The sequence below is a fragment of the Pseudomonas guariconensis genome, assembly GCF_024127895.1.
Lineage (GTDB): Bacteria > Pseudomonadota > Gammaproteobacteria > Pseudomonadales > Pseudomonadaceae > Aquipseudomonas > Aquipseudomonas guariconensis_B.
Genome location: NZ_JAMYBK010000015.1, coordinates 40,937 through 57,951 on the forward strand (window position 1 = coordinate 40,937; position 17,015 = coordinate 57,951).

Sequence of the window (17,015 nt, forward strand, 5' to 3'; positions counted from 1 at the left end):
CCGGGGCACGCCCCGGCCGTTTCAATGCGTCGCCTTGATCCGGTCGACCACTCGCTGGGCCAGGTCGTCCGGCTTGAACTTGGCCAGGAAGTCATCGGCGCCGACCTTCTTGACCATGGCCTGGTTGAATACCCCCGACAGGGAAGTATGCAGGAGGATGTGCAGGTTTTGCATGCGCGGATCGCTGCGAATCTCCGCAGTGAGGGTATAGCCATCCATCTCGGGCATTTCGATGTCGGAGATCATCATCAGGAACTCTTCCTCCGGACGCTTGCCCTCGTCCACCAGCTTGCGCAGGTAGTCCAGCGCCTGGCGCCCGTCGTTGAGCGCCACCACCTCGACACCGACGGTCTGCAGGCAGCGGCTGACCTGCTTGCGCGCCACGGACGAGTCATCGACCGTGAGCACCCGCAGCAGCACCGCCTTGTCCTGCACCTCGGCGTCGATCACCCCGGCCGACACCGCCTCGGAGGAAGGCGCGACCTCGGCGAGAACCTTCTCCACGTCGATGATCTCCACCATGCGCTCGTCCACCCGGGTGACAGCGGTCAGGTAGTGATCGCGGCCGGTGCCCTTGGGTGGCGGGTGGATCTCCTCCCAGTTCATGTTGACGATGCGCTCCACCGAATGCACCAGAAAGCCCTGGGTCTTGGTGTTGTACTCGGTGATGATCACGAAGCTGTTGCGCGCCTCCTCCTGCAGGGCCGGCAGGCCGGTCGCCATCGACAAGTCGAGGATCGGGATGGTCGCCCCGCGAATGTTGGCCACGCCGCGCACCACCGGGTGGGACTTGGGCAACAGCGTCAGCTCCGGGCACTGCAGCACCTCCCGGACCTTGAACACATTGATGCCGTAGAGCTGATCGCCATTGAGGCGAAACAGCAACAGCTCCAGGCGGTTCTGCCCCACCAGTTGCGTGCGCTGGTTGACCGAATCCATAACACCAGCCATGCCAGACTCCTTCATACGTATCAGCCTATGTACCAGATCGGCACGGGCTTTGCTTTTTTGAGCGTCATGTACACGAAAACGACATTTTCCCGACGATTGACGCACCTGCTGACCGGCTCGCTGGCCGCGCTGTGCCTGCTGGCACCCGGCGCCCGCACGCTGGCGGATGCGTTTACCTTGCCTGAACAACTTATCGGCGTCACCCAAGGGTTTCTTGAATTCGCCGTGGAGGACTACCTGGCCACCAGCCAGACACCAGGCCGCTACGAGATCCAGGTCAACTCGCTCGACCCGCGCCTGCGCATGCCGCTGTGCAGCCAGCAACTTGACGCTTCGCTGGAGAGCCCGGCGCAGCCGCTGGGCCGGGTCACGGTGCGGCTGCGCTGCAACGGCAGCGGGCCGTGGACGGTGTTCGTGCCAGCTCAGGTGCGGCTGTTTCGCGACGTGGTGGTGATGACCCGTCCGCTCAAGCGCGAAAGCGTCATCGGCGAGGACGACGTGGCCCTGCGCGAGCGCGACGTGGGTACGCTCAACCAGGGTTTCCTCAGCGACCTGGAGCAGGCCGTGGGCATGAAGCTGCTGCGCCCGGCCGTGCTCGACCAGGTGCTCACGCCGCAGCATCTGGAGCAGGCCGAGGTGGTGCGCAAGGGCGACCATGTCGTGATCGTCGCCCGCAGCGGCAGCCTGAGCGTGCGCATGCCGGGCGAAGCATTGGCCAAGGGCGGCCTGTCCGAACAGATCCGGGTGCGCAACCTGAACTCCAAGCGCGTGGTGAAGGCACGGGTGACCGGGCCGGGGCAGGTCGAGGTGGCGATGTAGCGGTTTCAACTGTCATTGGGGGGCGATGGGCTGCAAGGCAGCCCCGACCGCCGGGGATATAAGGCTGGCGGCGCGGAACCGCTTTTCCTAAACTGTGTCAGAAAACGGGTCGTGCGAGCTTGCCGACGGGCAGCGATGCATTCGCGGCTAAAGTTTCTTTCGGGTTGGCCGAAAACATGGCAAGCGTCCAAATCCCCAGAGGTTTCTGATCATGGTCATCGACTTCAGTCGTTTGAATAACTCTCCGTCCGTCACGGGCGGCGTTCGCGGCAACACCGCGGCCGGCAACGCCGAGAAAGCCGGCGAAACCAGCGAAGCGCCCAAGCGCTCCAGCGTCAGCGGAGAAGCGGTACACCTCAGCCAAGAGGCCCAGCAGTTGCAGAAGATCAGCGACAAGCTGCGCGACCAGCCCGAAGTCAACAGTGCCCGCGTGGCCCAGTTGAAACAGGCGATCGCAGACGGCAGCTACCAGGTCGATGCCGGCCGGGTCGCCAGCAAACTGCTTGAATTCGAAGCCCAGCGCTGACCTTCCGGCGCGCTGACTTCAAGGACGCCACACGCCAAGAGCCAGCCATGCACGACATCACCCTGCTGCAACTGATCGAAAACGACATCGCGCCAACCCAGCAACTGCTCGAACTGCTCCAGAACGAAGCGGTCGCCCTGCACGGCCGGGACATGGCGATGCTGGAGCACATCCTGGCACGCAAGCAGTCGTTGATCGCCTTGCTCGAACAGCAAGGGCAGCGGCGCAACCACCTGCTCACCAGCCTCGGCCTGAGCGCCGATCGTGCCGGCGTGCAGGCACTGGCCGCGCAATCGCCCAACGGCGCGGTGTTGCTGCAGCAGCTCGACGTGCTCAGCCAGTTGATGGATGCCTGCCAGAAGGTCAACGAGACCAACGGGCGGATCATCCAGGTGCAGCAGCACGCCACGGCCAACCAGATCAGGATCCTCATGGGCGGCGATTCTCCGTCGCTCTACGACAGCCGTGGCGCCACCTCGCCACTGGCCAAGCCCCGGGCGCTCAGCCAAGTGTGATTATTTCTATCAAGGCACGGAACATACTGGCAAAATGCCGTTACTTGCGTGTGTCGTTTTTGCCTGGAGATTGATAACCCGTGTTCAATGAGTCCGATGCTCCCCAGCCGCCAAAGGTGCTCACCACTCCTTTGGAGATCGCAGCCAACCTGCGCCAGCTGCTGGATAGCCACGATCCGCTGATCATCACCTTCCATGAACGTAGCCAACGCTTCCAGAGCTACGTGGTTCAGGTGGACCGTGACGGCAATACCCTGGCGCTGGACGAAATGATCCCGCGTGATGGCGAGAAATACATAGAGAACGGCGAACCGTTCCGCGTCGAAGGCTTCCATGAGGGTGTACGCATCGCCTGGGAATGCGACACCCCGCTGCGCATCGGCGAAATCGACGGCCACCGCTGCTACCGTGGCCCCCTGCCCACCGAGGTGACCTACCACCAGCGGCGCAACGCCTTCCGGGCCGCGCTCAAGCTGTCGCAATTGGTCGACGTGGTGCTCGACGGTGACAAGCTCAAGGGCAACGGCGCCCTGCGCGGCAAGCTGCTGGACATCTCCGCCACCGGCTGCAAGTTGCGTTTCGACGGTAACGTTGGCGAACGCCTGCAGTTGGGCCAGGTCTATGAGCGCTTCGGCGCCAGTGGCCCACTGGGCATGTCGCAGGTCATGGTGGAGCTGCGCCACCTGCATTTCGAGGAGCGTTTCAACACCACCTTCGCCGGGGTGCGCTTCCACAACCTCAACGGGCAGATGCAGCGCAAGGTCGAGAGCTTCGTGTACCAGTTGCAGCGCGAAGCGCGGCGGTTCGACAAGGACGATTATTGAGGCTTGTACGCTGAGCAAAACGCCACCTGCCCGGGTTAATGCTGTTCACTTAAGCAATTGGGGCCGCCTTGCGGCCCTTCGCGGGCAAGCCCGCTCCCACAAGTACGCTGCAAATGCACGATCCTGTGGGAGCGGGCTTGCCCGCGAAGGGCTGCAAAGCAGCCCCAATCGATGTCACATCAGACTTAAGTGAACAGCATTAACCTGCCCGGGTGGCGTTTTTATTTGGGTGCGCTGTAGCTAAGGCCGCATCACGCCCCACCTCAAACCGTCCTGTTGACCTCCGTCTGCGCCATATCCTCCCCAGGCTCCTCCTCTTCCTCGGTGTCCTCCGCCGCCACCGGCGCCTGCATCACCTCCTGCACCGTCTGCTCATCGACCCGCGGGTCGAGCGCCGCCGACAATGGCGAACCCGCCGCCGGCATGGCCACGTGACCCAGCGGCGCATCCTGCACCTGGTGCAACCCGGTGACCGCCTTCGGCCGGATACGCCAGACCAGCACCAGGGCGAAGAACAGAAAAAAGGCATAGAGCATCTGCGCCCCCAGCAGCTTCATCAACACCCCCGCCGCCAGAGGGCCGATACAGGCGCCCACGCCATAGGTGACCAGCAGCATCGCCGTCAGGGAAACCCGCCGCTCGCCCTCGACGTGGTCGTTGGAAAACGCCACCGCCAGCGGATAAAGGCAGAACTGCAGCAACGAGATCAGGAAGCCCACGGCGAACAGCAGCTCCAGCGGCACACTGGGCAGCACCGCCAGCGGCAACGCGGCCAGCGCCAGGCCCACTGCCACGCTGCGGATCAGCACCGCGCGGTCGTAGCGGTCCGACAGCCAGCCCAGCGGCCACTGCACCACCAGACCAGCGAAGATGCAGCTACCCATGAACAGGCCGACCTGCTCGGTGGAGAGCCCCTGGTTGGCCGCGTACAGCGGCGCCAGGCCATAGAACGAGCCGACGATCAGGCCCGCGCCGAGCACCGTGGAAAGCGACTGGGGCACGCGCTTGATGAAAAACTTCGGTTCCATCGGCGCCGGGCGCAGCGGCGCCGGGTGGATCCGCCGGGTCATGGCCACCGGCACCAGGCACAGGGCGAAGCACATGGCGACCAGCATCAACAGCTCGGGGCCGAGCTGCGGGTGTACCACCAATATCAGTTGCCCGAGCACCAGCCCCAGGTAGGACGCGATCATGTAGCCGCCGAACACCGCGCCACGCTGCTTGGCATCGGCCTGCTCGTTGAGCCAGCTCTCGATGACCATGTACTGGCACATCATCCCCAGGCCGACGACCATCCGCAGGCCCACCCAGGCCGGCAGCCAGCTCGTCAGGCCATGGCCCAGCACGGCGGCGCCGACGATGCCGGCACAGGTGGCGTAGGCCCGGATATGCCCGACCCGGCCAATCAGCCGGTGGCCGATCTTGCCCCCCACCGCCAGACCGAAATAGTTGGCCGCCATCAAGGCACCGACCCAGAGGCTGTCCACGTTGTCGGCAGCCAGGCGCAAGGCCAGGTAGGTACTGAGCAGGCCCGAACCGATCAGCATCATCAGGGCGGCGAAATACAGCGAACGAAAAGACTTCCAGATCTGGCGCATGCGTCCCGGTGGGCTCCCTGGTCAGGTGGAGAAGACGGGTGGCCTGCATGGCCACTGCAGGGCAAGCATAAGGGGAAATCCAGGGTGGTGCAGGCCCCCGGCGCGGAAAAAAATCGCCGGGGGCGCGTCCAGTGCCGGTTGTGTCGCGATCAGGCCTGTGCCGCCAGCACACGTCGCTCCCAGGGCGTGATCTCATCGAGGAAGTCGGTCAGCTCCAGGGACTTGGTGGCGACGTAGCCATCGATGAATTCCTCGCCGAACAGCTCCCGGGCCAGGGCGCTGCGCTTGAGGCGCTCCAGGGCCGCATGCAAGGTGCAGGGCAGGCTGAGGTGGTCAGGCACTGCGAACTCGCCCTGGATGGCCGGTTCCGGCTGCAAGCGCTGTTCGATGCCGTGCAGGCCGGCGGCAAGGCTGGCGGCAATGGCCAAGTAAGGATTGGCGTCGGCGCCTGGCAGGCGGTTCTCGACCCGTCGCGCCGCCGCCGAACTGGCCGGGATGCGCAAGCCCGCGGCACGGTTGTCGTGCGACCAGCAGGCATTGTTCGGCGAGGCGTACGGGTGGCACAGGCGCTGGTAGGCGTTGACGTTGGGCGCGAACAGCGCGGTGAAGTCGGCCATGCAGGCCTGCAGGCCGCCGATGAAGTGATGGAACGTCTCGGTCGGCTGGCCCTGCGCGTCGCTGAACACATTGCGCCCCGTGTCGAGCTGTACCAGGCTCTGGTGCAGGTGCATCGAACTGCCCGGCGTGTGGGCCAGCGGCTTGGCCATGCATACCACGGTCAGGCCATGCTTGAGCGCCACCTCCTTGAGCAGGTGCTTGAACAGGAACGTCTGGTCGGCCAGCAACAGCGGGTCGCCGTGCAGCAGGTTGATCTCGAACTGGCTGACGCCCATCTCGTGCATGAAGGTATCGCGCGGCAAACCAAGGGCCGCCATGCACCGGTACACCTCGTTGAAGAAGGGGCGCAGGCCGTTGTTGGAGCTGACGCTGAAGGCCGAGTGCCCCAGTTCGCGGCGGCCGTCCAGGCCCTGCGGCGGCAGGAAGGGCTGGGTGGGGTCCGGGTTGGGCGCGAAGACGAAGAACTCAAGCTCGGTGGCGACCACCGGCGCCAGCCCCTTGGCCGCGTAGCGGGCGATCACCGCCTTGAGCTGACCACGGCTGGACAGCCGCGATGGCGCGCCGTCCAACTCGACCGCGTCGCAGATGGCCAGCGCCCGCGGCTCGTCGCTCCAGGGCAGGCGGTGGACCTGCGCAGGGTCGGCCACCAGGGCCAGGTCGCCGTCGTCGCTGCCATAGAACCTGGCCGGCGGGTAGCCGCCCATGATGCACTGCAGCAATACCCCTCGCGCCATCTGCAGGCGCCGGCCCTCGAGGAAACCCTCGGCGGTCATTACCTTGCCGCGAGGGATGCCATTGAGGTCGGGGGTTATGCACTCGATCTCGTCAATGCCCGTCAAGCGCTCGGCGAACGAGCGCTGGTCATTGGTCGTCATGACACTGTCCTTATTGTTTTCGTATGCCGTGAACGGCGACAGGCACAACCATAGGCGCTGGGCGTTGAAAATATCAAGCAGCCCGGAAGGTTTCCGTAGCAATTTATGAACAGCGGGGGACTGATCTCGCGAGAAACTTGTGGGAAGGGGCTGACACTGCCCCCGCTCACTCGCGCAAGGTCATGCCATTGGCCGGCAACGGCAAGGCGGTCTTGTAACGCACCTGCTTGAGGGCAAAGCTGGAGCGGATGTTGGCCACCCCCGGCAGGCGCGTCAGGTAGTCGAGAAAACGCTCCAGCGCCTGGATGCTGGGCAGCAACACGCGCAACAGGTAGTCCGGGTCACCGGTCATCAGGTAACACTCCATCACCTCCGGCCGCTCGGCAATCTCTTCCTCGAAGCGATGCAGCGACTGCTCCACCTGCTTCTCCAGGCTCACGTGGATGAACACGTTGACGTCCAGCCCCAGCACCTCGGGCGACAGCAGGGTCACCTGCTGGCGGATCACCCCCAGCTCCTCCATGGCCTTGACCCGGTTGAAACAGGGCGTGGGCGACAGGTTCACCGAACGGGCCAGCTCGGCGTTGGTGATCCGGGCGTTTTCCTGAAGGCTGTTGAGAATGCCGATATCCGTGCGATCCAGTTTGCGCATGAGACAAATTCACCTGTTTCTTGTGTTTGTACAGAATATTTATCTGCGTCTGGCGGCGAAGGCAATCAACTTGAGAGAAAAATTCTCCTGCCATGCCCCTATGATTGTATTTAACGCTGACCTACCGGTCACAAGCCGGTATCCAGCGGCGGCCGCTTCAAAGCTCACAAAAACAACATCCGAGCGAGCGTAAAAAGCATGAACGAGTACGCCCCCCTGCGTTTGCATGTGCCCGAGCCTACCGGCCGGCCAGGCTGCCAGACCGATTTCTCCTACCTGCGCCTGAACGACGCAGGGCAAGTCCGTAAACCGCCCATCGATGTCGAACCCGCCGACACCGCAGACCTCTCCTCCAGCCTGGTCCGCGTGCTCGACGAGCAGGGCAATGCCCTGGGCCCATGGGCCGAAGGCATCGACCCGCAAATCCTGCGCCAAGGCATGCGTGCCATGCTCAAGACGCGGATCTTCGACAACCGCATGGTCGTCGCCCAGCGCCAGAAGAAGATGTCCTTCTACATGCAGAGCCTGGGCGAGGAGGCCATCGGCAGCGCCCAGGCCCTGGCGCTGAACCGCACCGACATGTGCTTCCCCACCTACCGCCAGCAGAGCATCCTGATGGCCCGCGACGTGTCGCTGGTGGAGATGATCTGCCAGTTGCTGTCCAACGAGCGCGATCCGCTCAAGGGCCGCCAGCTGCCGATCATGTATTCGGTGCGCGAAGCCGGCTTCTTCACCATCAGCGGCAACCTGGCGACCCAGTTCGTCCAGGCGGTCGGCTGGGCCATGGCCTCGGCGATCAAGGGCGATACCAAGATCGCCTCGGCCTGGATCGGCGATGGCGCCACCGCCGAGTCCGACTTCCACACCGCCCTGACCTTCGCCCACGTCTACCGCGCCCCGGTGATCCTCAACGTGGTCAACAACCAGTGGGCCATCTCCACCTTCCAGGCCATCGCCGGTGGCGAAGCGACCACCTTCGCCGGCCGTGGCGTCGGCTGTGGCATCGCCTCGCTGCGGGTCGATGGCAACGACTTCCTCGCGGTGTACGCCGCCTCGCGCTGGGCTGCCGAGCGCGCCCGCCGCGGCCTGGGCCCGAGCCTGATCGAATGGGTGACCTACCGCGCCGGCCCGCACTCGACGTCGGACGACCCGTCCAAGTACCGCCCGGCCGACGACTGGAGCCACTTCCCGCTGGGCGACCCGATCGCTCGCCTGAAACAGCACCTGATCGCCATCGGCCACTGGTCCGAGCAAGAGCACCAGGCGGTCACCGCCGAGCTCGAGGCCGAGGTCCTCAAGGCCCAGAAGGAAGCCGAGCAGTACGGCACCCTGAGCAATGGCCATATCCCCAGTGCCGCCTCGATGTTCGAGGACGTGTACAAGGAGATGCCCGAACACCTGCGCCGCCAGCGCCAGGAACTGGGGGTCTGAGATGAACGACCACAACAACAGCATCCATCTGGAAACCGCCATGTCCACCACCACCATGACCATGATCCAGGCCCTGCGCTCGGCCATGGATGTCATGCTCGAGCGCGACGACAATGTGGTGATCTACGGCCAGGACGTCGGTTACTTCGGCGGCGTGTTCCGTTGCACCGAAGGCCTGCAAAACAAGTACGGCAAGTCGCGGGTGTTCGACGCGCCGATCTCCGAGAGCGGCATCGTCGGGACCGCCGTGGGCATGGGCGCCTACGGCCTGCGCCCGGTGGTGGAGATCCAGTTCGCCGACTACTTCTACCCGGCCTCCGACCAGATCGTCTCGGAGCTGGCGCGCCTGCGCTACCGGTCGGCCGGCGAGTTCATCGCCCCGCTGACCCTGCGCATGCCCTGCGGCGGCGGCATCTACGGCGGCCAGACCCACAGCCAGAGCCCGGAGGCGATGTTCACCCAGGTCTGCGGCCTGCGCACGGTGATGCCGTCCAACCCCTATGACGCCAAGGGCCTGCTGATCGCCTCGATCGAATGCGACGACCCGGTGATCTTCCTCGAGCCCAAGCGCCTGTACAACGGCCCCTTCGACGGCCACCACGAGCGCCCGGTGACGCCTTGGGCCAAGCACCCGCACAGCGCCGTGCCGGATGGCTACTACAGCGTGCCCCTGGACAAGGCGGCGATCGCCCGCCCGGGCAACGACGTCACCGTGCTGACCTACGGCACCACGGTCTACGTGGCCCAGGCGGCTGCCGAGGAGACCGGCGTCGACGCCGAGGTCATCGACCTGCGCAGCCTCTGGCCGCTGGACCTGGAGACCATCGTCGAGTCGGTGAAGAAGACCGGCCGCTGCGTGGTGGTCCACGAGGCCACCCGTACCTGCGGCTTCGGCGCCGAACTGGTGGCGCTGGTCCAGGAGCATTGCTTCCATCACCTCGAGGCGCCGATCGAGCGCGTCACCGGCTGGGACACCCCCTACCCCCACGCACAGGAATGGGCCTACTTCCCCGGCCCTTCGCGGGTAGGCGCGGCATTGAAACGGGTCATGGAGGTCTGAATGGGCACGCACGTCATCAAGATGCCGGACATTGGCGAAGGCATCGCGCAGGTCGAGTTGGTGGAGTGGTTCGTCAAGGTCGGCGACATGATCGCCGAGGACCAGGTGGTGGCCGATGTCATGACCGACAAGGCCACCGTGGAAATCCCCTCGCCAGTCAGCGGCAAGGTGCTGTCCCTGGGCGGCCAGCCGGGTGAAGTCATGGCGGTGGGCAGCGAGCTGATCCGCATCGAGGTCGAAGGCAGCGGCAACCATGTCGACGAGCCTCAGGCCAGGCCGCTGGCAGCCGAGGCCGCGCCGCCCCCGGCCGAGCCCGCGCCGCATGTCGAGGCCCAGGCGCCCGTCGCACACGCCAGCGCGCCCGCCGCGCCCGCCGCGCCCATCGTGCCACGCCAGGCCCACGAGAAACCGCTGGCCTCCCCTGCCGTGCGCAAGCGCGCGCTGGATGCCGGTATCGAGCTGCGCTACGTGCATGGCAGCGGCCCCGCCGGGCGCATCCTGCACGAAGACCTCGATGCCTTCATGCGCAAGCCGCAGACCAGCGCCGGCCAGGCGCCGGGCGGCTACGCCAAGCGCAGCGACAGTGAACAGGTGCCGGTGATCGGCATGCGCCGCAAGATCGCCCAGCGCATGCAGGATGCCAAGCGCCGTGTCGCTCATTTCAGCTATGTCGAGGAAATCGACGTCACCGCCCTCGAGGCCCTGCGCCAGCAGCTCAACCAGAAGCATGGCGACAGCCGTGGCAAGCTGACCCTGCTGCCGTTCCTGGTGCGTGCGATGGTCGTGGCACTGCGTGACTTCCCGCAGATCAACGCCACCTACGACGACGAGGCCCAGGTCATCACCCGCCATGGCGCGGTGCACGTGGGGATCGCCACCCAGGGCGACAACGGCCTGATGGTGCCGGTACTGCGCCATGCCGAGGCGGGCAGCCTGTGGAGCAATGCCAGCGAGATCGCCCGCCTGGCCCATGCCGCCCGTAGCAACAAGGCCAGCCGCGAGGAACTGTCCGGCTCGACCATCACCCTGACCAGCCTCGGGGCCCTTGGCGGTATCGCCAGCACGCCGGTGGTCAACACCCCGGAAGTGGCCATCGTCGGCGTCAACCGCATCGTCGAGCGGCCCATGGTGATCGACGGCCAGATCGTCGTGCGCAAGATGATGAACCTGTCCAGTTCCTTCGACCACCGCGTGGTCGATGGCATGGATGCAGCCCTGTTCATTCAGGCCGTGCGCGGCCTGCTGGAACAGCCCGCCTGCCTGTTCGTGGAGTGAGCATGCAACAGATCCTCAATACCACCCTGCTGATCATCGGCGGCGGCCCCGGCGGCTACGTGGCCGCCATCCGCGCCGGACAACTGGGCATCCCCACCGTGCTGGTCGAAGGCCAGGCCCTGGGCGGCACCTGCCTGAACATCGGCTGTATCCCGTCCAAGGCATTGATCCATGTCGCCGAGCAGTTCCACCAGGCCTGCCAGCACAATGAGCAGTCCGCCCTGGGCATCAGCGTGTCTTCGCCACGCCTGGACATCAGCCGCAGCGTCGAATGGAAGGACGGCATCGTCGACCGCCTGACCAGTGGCGTCGCCGCCCTGCTGAAGAAGCATGGGGTCAAGGTGATCCATGGTTGGGCGAAGATCATCGATGGCAAGCGCGTGGAAGTCGATGGCCAGCACATCCAGTGCGAGCACCTGCTGCTGGCCACAGGCTCCAATAGCGTGGAGCTGCCCATGCTGCCCCTGGGCGGCCCGGTGATCTCCTCGACCGAGGCGCTGGCGCCGAAGGCCCTGCCCCGGCACCTGGTGGTGGTCGGTGGCGGCTACATCGGCCTGGAGCTGGGCATCGCCTACCGCAAGCTGGGGGCCCAGGTCAGCGTGGTGGAGGCGCGCGAGCGCATCCTGCCGACCTATGACGCCGAACTCACCCAACCGGTGGCCGAGTCGCTGAAGAAGCTAGGCATCGCCCTGCACCTGGGGCACAGCGTCGAAGGCTACGAAGAGGGTTGCCTGCTGGCCAGCGATGGCCAGGGCGGGCAACTGCGCCTGGAGGCCGACCAGGTGCTGGTGGCGGTCGGCCGCCGGCCGCGTACCCAGGGCTTCAACCTGGAGTGCCTGGACCTGAAGATGAACGGCCCGGCCGTGGCCGTGGATGCGCGCTGCCAGACCAGCATGCGCAATGTCTGGGCCATCGGCGACCTGACCGGCGAACCGATGCTGGCCCACCGGGCCATGGCCCAGGGCGAGATGGTCGCCGAGCTGATCGCCGGCAAGGCGCGGCGCTTCGAACCCACCGCGATCGCTGCGGTGTGCTTCACCGACCCGGAGCTGGTAGTGGTCGGCAAGAGCCCGGAACAGGCGGGCCAGGAGGGGCTGGACTGCATCGTCGCGCAGTTCCCCTTCGCCGCCAACGGGCGGGCCATGACGCTGGAGTCCAAGAGTGGCTTCGTGCGGGTGGTGGCGCGCCGTGACAACCATTTGATCCTCGGCTGGCAGGCTGTGGGAGTGGGTGTCTCGGAGCTGGCCAGCGCCTTCGCCCAGTCCCTGGAGATGGGTGCGCGCCTGGAAGACGTCGCCGGCACCATCCATGCCCATCCCACCCTCGGTGAGACCGTCCAGGAAGCGGCCTTGCGCGCCCTGGGCCACGCCCTGCACATCTGATACTGAAGCGGCGACAGCCGACTTGACCCGCTGCGCCACAGGCGCCGCGGGTCTTTTTTCATGTGCGGGTGGCCGCCTCGGCTCCCCTACTCACCCACGGTATCCTTGCCAGCCGCCTTGGCCCGGTACAGGGCCTTGTCGGCACGGGCCAGCAGGCAGTACTGGTCTTCGTCCTCCCGCCACTGCACCACCCCGTAGCTCATGGTCAGGCGGTAATCCCCCACCGGCTCGACCGCCTCCATGGCCTGGCGAATCGCCCTCGCCACCTGCAGCGCCTCCTCCAGACCTGTCTGCGGCAGCACCACGACGAACTCATCCCCACCCCAGCGCGCCAGCAGGTCCTGGTCGCGCAGGCACTGGCGGATGCGCTCCACCACCTCGAGCAGCGCCGCATCGCCACGGGCATGGCCGTAGTGGTCGTTGATCGGCTTGAAGTCGTCCACGTCCATGACGATCAACGCCAGCGACTGGCGGAAGCGCCGGGCCCTTTCGCATTCCTGCTGCAGGGTCTTTTCCAGGCGATAGCGATTGGCCGTCCGGGTCAGCGCATCGCGCTCGGCCAGTTCGCGGTTCTCGTCCAGTTGCCGTTGCAACTGCTGGTTCACCCAGGACAGTTCGCGCGTCCGTTCGGCCACCTGGCTCTCCAGGGACTGGTTCTTCTGCTGGAGCTCGATCACCAGGCGCTTGCCCGCGTCGATGTTGCGGTGGGCGCCGAGCATGCGCGCCACCGAACCATCCTCGTTGCGAGCGATGATGTGGCCGCTGTCCTCGATCCAGATATAGCTGCCATCCTGGCAACGGCAGCGGTATTCGATACGGTAGCGTTCGTTGCGCTGGTTGATGTACGCCTCGAAGTGGGCCATCACCCGTGGATAGTCCTCCGGGTGGATCACGCTCTCCCAGGTGAGCACGTTGTTGGCCATGGAATGGCTCTCATAGCCGAGCATGGCGTACCAGCCGGGGTTGCGGTAGACATAACCGGTATTGGCGTTCCAGTCCCAGATGCCGTCGCTGATCAGGTCGAACAAGGTGTGCAGTTGCTGCTCGCTGAAGCCGGCGGGTACCGGCCTGGACTCCTCGCTCATGGACGCTCTCCCTCGTGTCCAGCAACGGCACCCTGTTCAAGGTGCTGCCGGCAGTTGTCGTATTTGCCGCAGGTGGCAAGCTCGTTCCTCTCGCTGGCAAGCATAGTCCGGGCTGCTGGCTTGTCAGAATAGCCTGCACGGCCTGTTTCGTGGCTTTGCGAACACAGCTACAGGCCTTGCCCCTGGTGACAGGCCGGGAGGGCGATGAGCAGAACGATGGGAGTGCAGGCGTATCGGCGTGGTGTTTCGCGGTGCTTGAGCGGGGGCTGCCTTGCAGCCCCCTGGCAGGTCAGGGCTCCTTCACCTCTGTCGTATCGCCGATCAGCGAGTCGACCGTCAGCGCAGGCCGTGGCCCTTTGCGCAAACCGGCCACCTGGCGCGCCGTCACGGTCGCGCCCTGGTTGCCCCAGCTGCCGCGGATGAAGTTGACCACATCGGCCACCTCCTGGTCCGTCATCCGCCAGGCGAAGCCCGGCATCGTGAAGGTAGAAGGCGCTGTCGCCGTAGCCGGCAGGGTCCCGCCTTCGAGCACGATATGGATCAGCGAGGTGGCATCCTCGCCCTGCAAGACCGGGTTGCCGGCCAGGGCCGGGAACACCCGCGCGTACCCCTTGCCATCCGTACGGTGGCAGGCGGCGCAGTTGTCCACGTAGAGCGCCGCGCCAGTCTTGCCGTCATCGCCCTTCCACAAGGCTTCGGCGACCTGGCGGTCCTCCTGGAACGGCGTGTCGTTCGGGTTCACCGGCGGCAACGACTTCAGGTAGCGGGCAATGGCGGTGAGGTCGGCATCGCTCATGTACTGCATGCTGTGCTCGACCACGTCGCTCATACCGCCGAACACCGCGGTGCGCTCGTTGCGCCCAGTCTTGAGGAAGTCGACGATCTGCGCCTCGCTCCAACTGCCCAGGCCGTCCTTGTGGTCTCCACGCAGGTTCTTGGCGATCCAGCCTTCCAGCGGAGCACTGCCAGACAGGTAAGCATCGCCCTCAGAGGCGTCCAGGGCTTTTTCCTGCATGGTCAGCGCCCGGGGCGTGTGGCAGGCACCACAATGCCCCAGGCCCTCGACCAGGTATGCGCCACGGGCCAGCACCGGGTCGCGGCCAGCGGCCTCGAACGGCTTGACCTCGGGGGCGAACAACCCGCGCCAGAACGCCAGCGGCCAGCGCATGCTCAACGGCCAGGGGATGTCGCTGTCCTGGTTGGCCTGTTCCACCGGCGGCACGCCGTGCATGAAGTAGGCGTAGAGGGCACGCATGTCGTCGTCGCTGACCCGGGCGTAGGAGGGATACGGCATGGCCGGGTACAGGGTACTGCCGTTCTTGCCGATGCCCTGGCGCACGGCGCGCTCGAAGTCCTCGTAGCGGTAGTCGCCGATGCCGGTCGGGTGGGGGGTGATGTTGGTCGAATACAGCGTACCGATGGGCGTCTCCATGGGCAGGCCACCGGCGAACGGCTTGCCGCCCTTGGCCGTGTGGCAGGCCACGCAGTCGCCGGCGCGAGCCAGGTACTCGCCCTGCTTCACCAGCGCTGGGTCGACGGCGTCTACCGCGTACGACAGGGTACTGACGCCCAGGCTCAGGGCGGCGATCAGAAATCGTTTCATGCTCGGCCTCCTATGCCTGCACCAGTGGACCTGGGTTCTTCAGGTACACCTGGCGAATGGCCCGTGCCGACCAGTAGGTCAGCGCCGCCACCAGCCCGGTGGGGTTGTAGCCCAGCCCTTGGGGGAAGGCCGAGGCGCCCGGTACGAACACGTTGTGCACGTCCCAGCTCTGCAAGTAGCGATTGATGGCGCTGGTCTTGGGATCGGTGCCCATGATCGCGCCGCCGTTGAGGTGGGTGGTCTGGTAGGTGGTGGCATCGAAATGCTCGCCGAAGTCCTTCATCGATGCGGTGAGCGCCTTGGGCCCCATGGCCTCGGCGATCTTGCGCATCTTCTCGACCATGAAGCGGTTCATCTTCACGTCGTTGTCCTTCCAGTCGAAGGTCATGCGCAGCAGCGGCAAGCCGTAGGCGTCCTTGTACACCGGGTCCAGGTCCAGGTAGTTGTCGCGGTAGGACTGGTGCGCACCGTGGGCGTCCATCGACAGCATGTGCCTGTAGCTGTCGGCCACCGCGGCCTTCCAGGCACTGCCCCACTTGGGCGTACCCGGCGGGGTCTTGGTACCGGCGATAGGCTTGGTGCCGGCCTGGTTGACCCAGAATGGCGAGCCGCCGACGAAGCCGTGAGGACCGTGGTCGAAGTTGTCGGCATTGAAGTCGTCCACCGCCACGCCATTGCCGCCGGCACCGATGAAGGGGTTGGTGTGGTGGCTGTCCTTATCGAAGAATGCCGTCACCGTGGAGAGGTTCTGGAAGGCGAAGTTGCGCCCCACCACCCCTTCGTTGCGGACCGGGTCGTAGGGTTTGCCGATACCCGAGAGCAGCATCAGGCGCACGTTGTTGAACTGGAACGCGCCGAGGATCACCAGGTCCGCCGGCTGCTCCACTTCGCGCCCCTGGGCATCGACGTAGGTCACGCCGGTGGCCAGGTTCTTCTCGACGTTGAGGTTCACCCGCAGCACATGGGCGTTGTTGCGCAGCTCGAAGTTCTCCGCCTGGCGCAGGGCCGGCAGGATATTCACGTTGGGCGAGGCCTTGGAATACATGTAGCAGGCATAGCCACTGCAGTAGCCACAGAAGTTGCACGGCCCCATCTGGGCCCCGTAGGGGTTGGTGTAGGGGCCGGAGGTGTTGGCCGAGGGCAGGTTGTAGGGATGGTAGCCGACCTCGCGGGCGGCCTTTTCGAACAACTGGGCCGAAACGGTGTTCTTCTGCGCCGGCAGCGGGAAGTCATCGGAACGGTCCGGGGAGAACGGGTTGCCGCCTGTGTCGCGACCGACCACCTGGCCCTTGATCGACCAGGCGGTGCCGGAGGTACCGAAGACCTTCTCGGCGAAATCGAAGTACGGCTCCAGTTCTTCATAGCTGACGCCGAAGTCCTGGATGGTCATGCCTTCGGGGATGAAGGCCTTGCCGTAGCGTTCCTCGTAATGGCTGCGCATGCGCAGCTCCATCGGGTCGACCCGAAAGTGCACGCCGGACCAGTGCAGCCCTGCCCCGCCGGTCCCCGTGCCGGGGAGGAAGGCGCCGAACTGGCGATAGGGTACGGCGATATCGTTCAGGCTGTGGCGCAAGGTCACGGTCTCGCGGGAGATGTCCATGAACAGCTTCTTGCGCGAGTTGTAGGTCAGCTCGTCCATGGTCTGCGGATAGACCCCGTCCGGGTAGGTGTCACGGGCAGGCCCGCGCTCCAGGGCCACCACCTGCAGGCCAGCCTCGGTCAGCTCCTTGGCCATGATGGCGCCGGTCCAGCCGAACCCGACGATGACCGCATCGACTTTTTTCATCACCTGGGCCATTGC

General features: G+C 65.5%; 15 protein-coding genes. 8 read left to right on the plus strand and 7 right to left on the minus strand.

Going from position 1 to position 17,015, the window contains the following annotated elements:
* Positions 1 to 21: 21 nt before the first annotated feature.
* Entirely contained in the window at positions 22 to 951 is a 930-nt protein-coding gene (locus tag NJF35_RS16060) for a chemotaxis protein CheV (protein ID WP_253091258.1), read from the minus strand.
* 66 nt (positions 952 to 1,017) lie between these two features.
* Here NJF35_RS16060 and flgA point away from each other — a divergent pair, with 66 nt between their 5' ends.
* The 4 genes from flgA (at position 1,018) to NJF35_RS16080 (ending at position 3,635) form a co-directional block, all read left to right on the plus strand.
* Positions 1,018 to 1,770: a flagellar basal body P-ring formation chaperone FlgA gene (gene flgA, locus NJF35_RS16065; RefSeq protein ID WP_253081016.1), complete on the plus strand. Its 753-nt coding sequence runs from the start codon at positions 1,018 to 1,020 to the stop codon at positions 1,768 to 1,770.
* Positions 1,771 to 1,981: 211 nt separating this feature from the next.
* The gene (flgM, locus tag NJF35_RS16070; RefSeq protein WP_225789330.1) at positions 1,982 to 2,296 is read left to right on the plus strand and encodes a flagellar biosynthesis anti-sigma factor FlgM; all 315 of its coding nucleotides are present in this window, start codon (positions 1,982 to 1,984) and stop codon (positions 2,294 to 2,296) included.
* Between the two features lie 47 nt (positions 2,297 to 2,343).
* Entirely contained in the window at positions 2,344 to 2,811 is a 468-nt protein-coding gene (locus NJF35_RS16075) for a flagella synthesis protein FlgN (protein WP_225789331.1), read from the plus strand.
* Positions 2,812 to 2,891: 80 nt separating this feature from the next.
* A complete protein-coding gene (locus NJF35_RS16080; protein WP_225789332.1) occupies positions 2,892 to 3,635 on the plus strand; it encodes a flagellar brake protein in 744 nt (247 codons plus the stop codon).
* Positions 3,636 to 3,898: 263 nt separating this feature from the next.
* Here NJF35_RS16080 and NJF35_RS16085 read toward each other — a convergent pair whose 3' ends face one another.
* From NJF35_RS16085 to bkdR, 3 genes are all read right to left on the minus strand, one after another.
* A complete protein-coding gene (locus NJF35_RS16085; RefSeq protein ID WP_225789333.1) occupies positions 3,899 to 5,233 on the minus strand; it encodes an MFS transporter in 1,335 nt (444 codons plus the stop codon).
* A gap of 149 nt (positions 5,234 to 5,382) precedes the next feature.
* Positions 5,383 to 6,624 (minus strand): glutamine synthetase family protein, encoded by a 1,242-nt coding sequence (locus NJF35_RS16090; RefSeq protein ID WP_225789374.1) that lies wholly within the window; start codon positions 6,622 to 6,624, stop codon positions 5,383 to 5,385.
* Positions 6,625 to 6,892: 268 nt separating this feature from the next.
* Positions 6,893 to 7,378, minus strand: a complete 486-nt coding sequence (gene bkdR, locus NJF35_RS16095) for a Bkd operon transcriptional regulator BkdR (RefSeq protein WP_054891915.1) — start codon at positions 7,376 to 7,378, stop codon at positions 6,893 to 6,895.
* Positions 7,379 to 7,576: 198 nt separating this feature from the next.
* On the opposite strand from bkdR, the gene NJF35_RS16100 reads away from it, so the two are divergent.
* The 4 genes from NJF35_RS16100 to lpdA are packed head-to-tail and all read left to right on the plus strand — an operon-like array spanning position 7,577 to position 12,526.
* Positions 7,577 to 8,809, plus strand: a complete 1,233-nt coding sequence (locus tag NJF35_RS16100; protein ID WP_225789334.1) for a 3-methyl-2-oxobutanoate dehydrogenase (2-methylpropanoyl-transferring) subunit alpha — start codon at positions 7,577 to 7,579, stop codon at positions 8,807 to 8,809.
* A gap of 1 nt (position 8,810) precedes the next feature.
* The gene (locus NJF35_RS16105) at positions 8,811 to 9,869 is read left to right on the plus strand and encodes an alpha-ketoacid dehydrogenase subunit beta (RefSeq protein WP_225789335.1); all 1,059 of its coding nucleotides are present in this window, start codon (positions 8,811 to 8,813) and stop codon (positions 9,867 to 9,869) included.
* Positions 9,870 to 11,144 carry a dihydrolipoamide acetyltransferase family protein gene (locus tag NJF35_RS16110; protein ID WP_253091259.1) on the plus strand — a complete coding sequence of 425 codons (1,275 nt, stop codon included), beginning with the start codon at positions 9,870 to 9,872 and terminating at the stop codon, positions 11,142 to 11,144. It begins immediately after the preceding gene.
* Between the two features lie 2 nt (positions 11,145 to 11,146).
* On the plus strand, positions 11,147 to 12,526 hold the full coding sequence (gene lpdA / locus NJF35_RS16115) for a dihydrolipoyl dehydrogenase (protein ID WP_253091260.1): 1,380 nt from the start codon (positions 11,147 to 11,149) through the stop codon (positions 12,524 to 12,526).
* Between the two features lie 86 nt (positions 12,527 to 12,612).
* Here the strand turns inward: lpdA and NJF35_RS16120 are convergent, their stop codons facing one another.
* The 3 genes from NJF35_RS16120 to NJF35_RS16130 all read right to left on the minus strand — a co-directional run bounded on the left by NJF35_RS16120 (position 12,613) and on the right by NJF35_RS16130 (position 17,012).
* Complete coding sequence (locus tag NJF35_RS16120) at positions 12,613 to 13,611, minus strand: diguanylate cyclase domain-containing protein (RefSeq protein ID WP_225789338.1); 999 nt, start codon at positions 13,609 to 13,611, stop codon at positions 12,613 to 12,615.
* 289 nt (positions 13,612 to 13,900) lie between these two features.
* Positions 13,901 to 15,214, minus strand: coding sequence for a cytochrome c (locus NJF35_RS16125; protein ID WP_253091261.1), 1,314 nt, complete (start codon positions 15,212 to 15,214; stop codon positions 13,901 to 13,903).
* 10 nt (positions 15,215 to 15,224) lie between these two features.
* Complete coding sequence (locus tag NJF35_RS16130; protein ID WP_225789340.1) at positions 15,225 to 17,012, minus strand: GMC family oxidoreductase; 1,788 nt, start codon at positions 17,010 to 17,012, stop codon at positions 15,225 to 15,227.
* Positions 17,013 to 17,015 lie beyond the last annotated feature (3 nt).

Coding starts and splice junctions, on each gene's coding strand:
- NJF35_RS16060 (WP_253091258.1), bottom strand. CDS start 951: ATGGCTGGTGTTATGGATTCGGTCAACCAGCGCACGCAACTGGTGGGG.
- flgA (WP_253081016.1), top strand. CDS start 1,018: ATGTACACGAAAACGACATTTTCCCGACGATTGACGCACCTGCTGACC.
- flgM (WP_225789330.1), top strand. CDS start 1,982: ATGGTCATCGACTTCAGTCGTTTGAATAACTCTCCGTCCGTCACGGGC.
- NJF35_RS16075 (WP_225789331.1), top strand. CDS start 2,344: ATGCACGACATCACCCTGCTGCAACTGATCGAAAACGACATCGCGCCA.
- NJF35_RS16085 (WP_225789333.1), bottom strand. CDS start 5,233: ATGCGCCAGATCTGGAAGTCTTTTCGTTCGCTGTATTTCGCCGCCCTG.
- NJF35_RS16090 (WP_225789374.1), bottom strand. CDS start 6,624: ATGACCGCCGAGGGTTTCCTCGAGGGCCGGCGCCTGCAGATGGCGCGA.
- bkdR (WP_054891915.1), bottom strand. CDS start 7,378: ATGCGCAAACTGGATCGCACGGATATCGGCATTCTCAACAGCCTTCAG.
- NJF35_RS16100 (WP_225789334.1), top strand. CDS start 7,577: ATGAACGAGTACGCCCCCCTGCGTTTGCATGTGCCCGAGCCTACCGGC.
- NJF35_RS16105 (WP_225789335.1), top strand. CDS start 8,811: ATGAACGACCACAACAACAGCATCCATCTGGAAACCGCCATGTCCACC.
- NJF35_RS16110 (WP_253091259.1), top strand. CDS start 9,870: ATGGGCACGCACGTCATCAAGATGCCGGACATTGGCGAAGGCATCGCG.
- lpdA (WP_253091260.1), top strand. CDS start 11,147: ATGCAACAGATCCTCAATACCACCCTGCTGATCATCGGCGGCGGCCCC.
- NJF35_RS16120 (WP_225789338.1), bottom strand. CDS start 13,611: ATGAGCGAGGAGTCCAGGCCGGTACCCGCCGGCTTCAGCGAGCAGCAA.
- NJF35_RS16125 (WP_253091261.1), bottom strand. CDS start 15,214: ATGAAACGATTTCTGATCGCCGCCCTGAGCCTGGGCGTCAGTACCCTG.
- NJF35_RS16130 (WP_225789340.1), bottom strand. CDS start 17,012: ATGGCCCAGGTGATGAAAAAAGTCGATGCGGTCATCGTCGGGTTCGGC.